The sequence below is a fragment of the Ralstonia sp. VS2407 genome, assembly GCF_052950655.1.
Genome location: NZ_JBRFVG010000345.1, coordinates 1 through 442, shown reverse-complemented (window position 1 = coordinate 442; position 442 = coordinate 1). Strand labels below are relative to the sequence as shown.

Genomic DNA, 442 nt, shown 5'->3' with positions numbered 1-442 from the left:
GCCTCCGGCGGGTCGACGGCCTTGTCCACGGCCGCCTGGATCTTGGCGATGTCGGGGTCGCCGGTCGAGATCATCGGCGGCACGAACGACACAGTGCGCACCGGCTGGCTGCGCGCCTGCAGCGCGAGCTTCATGAAACGGTCGACGTCGCCCTGGGGGATGTCGGTGGTGATCAGGGCCTCCCCCGCGTCGGCGATCTTCTGGAAGTTCATCACCACGGTGCGCGGGCTGAGCTGCTGGAGCATCGCGTTCATCACGCACTTCTGGCGCGCCATCCGCGAGTAGTCGTCGGCGGCGACGCGGGAGCGGGCGAACCACAGCGTCTCGAAGCCGGTCAGGGTGCGGGTGCCGGGCTCGACGTAGCCGGTCACCGGCGCGCCGATGCCGCCGATCGGGATCCGGTCCCGGACGGTGAGCTCGACCCCGCCGACCGCGTCGACGA

General features: G+C 70.8%; 1 protein-coding gene. It reads right to left on the bottom strand.

Features of this window, described 5'->3' with window-relative positions; all coding sequences use genetic code 11:
• Nucleotides 1–442: LCP family protein (locus tag ACU8YE_RS25380; protein ID WP_446930348.1), on the bottom strand; the 442-nt coding region annotated here is incomplete at both ends.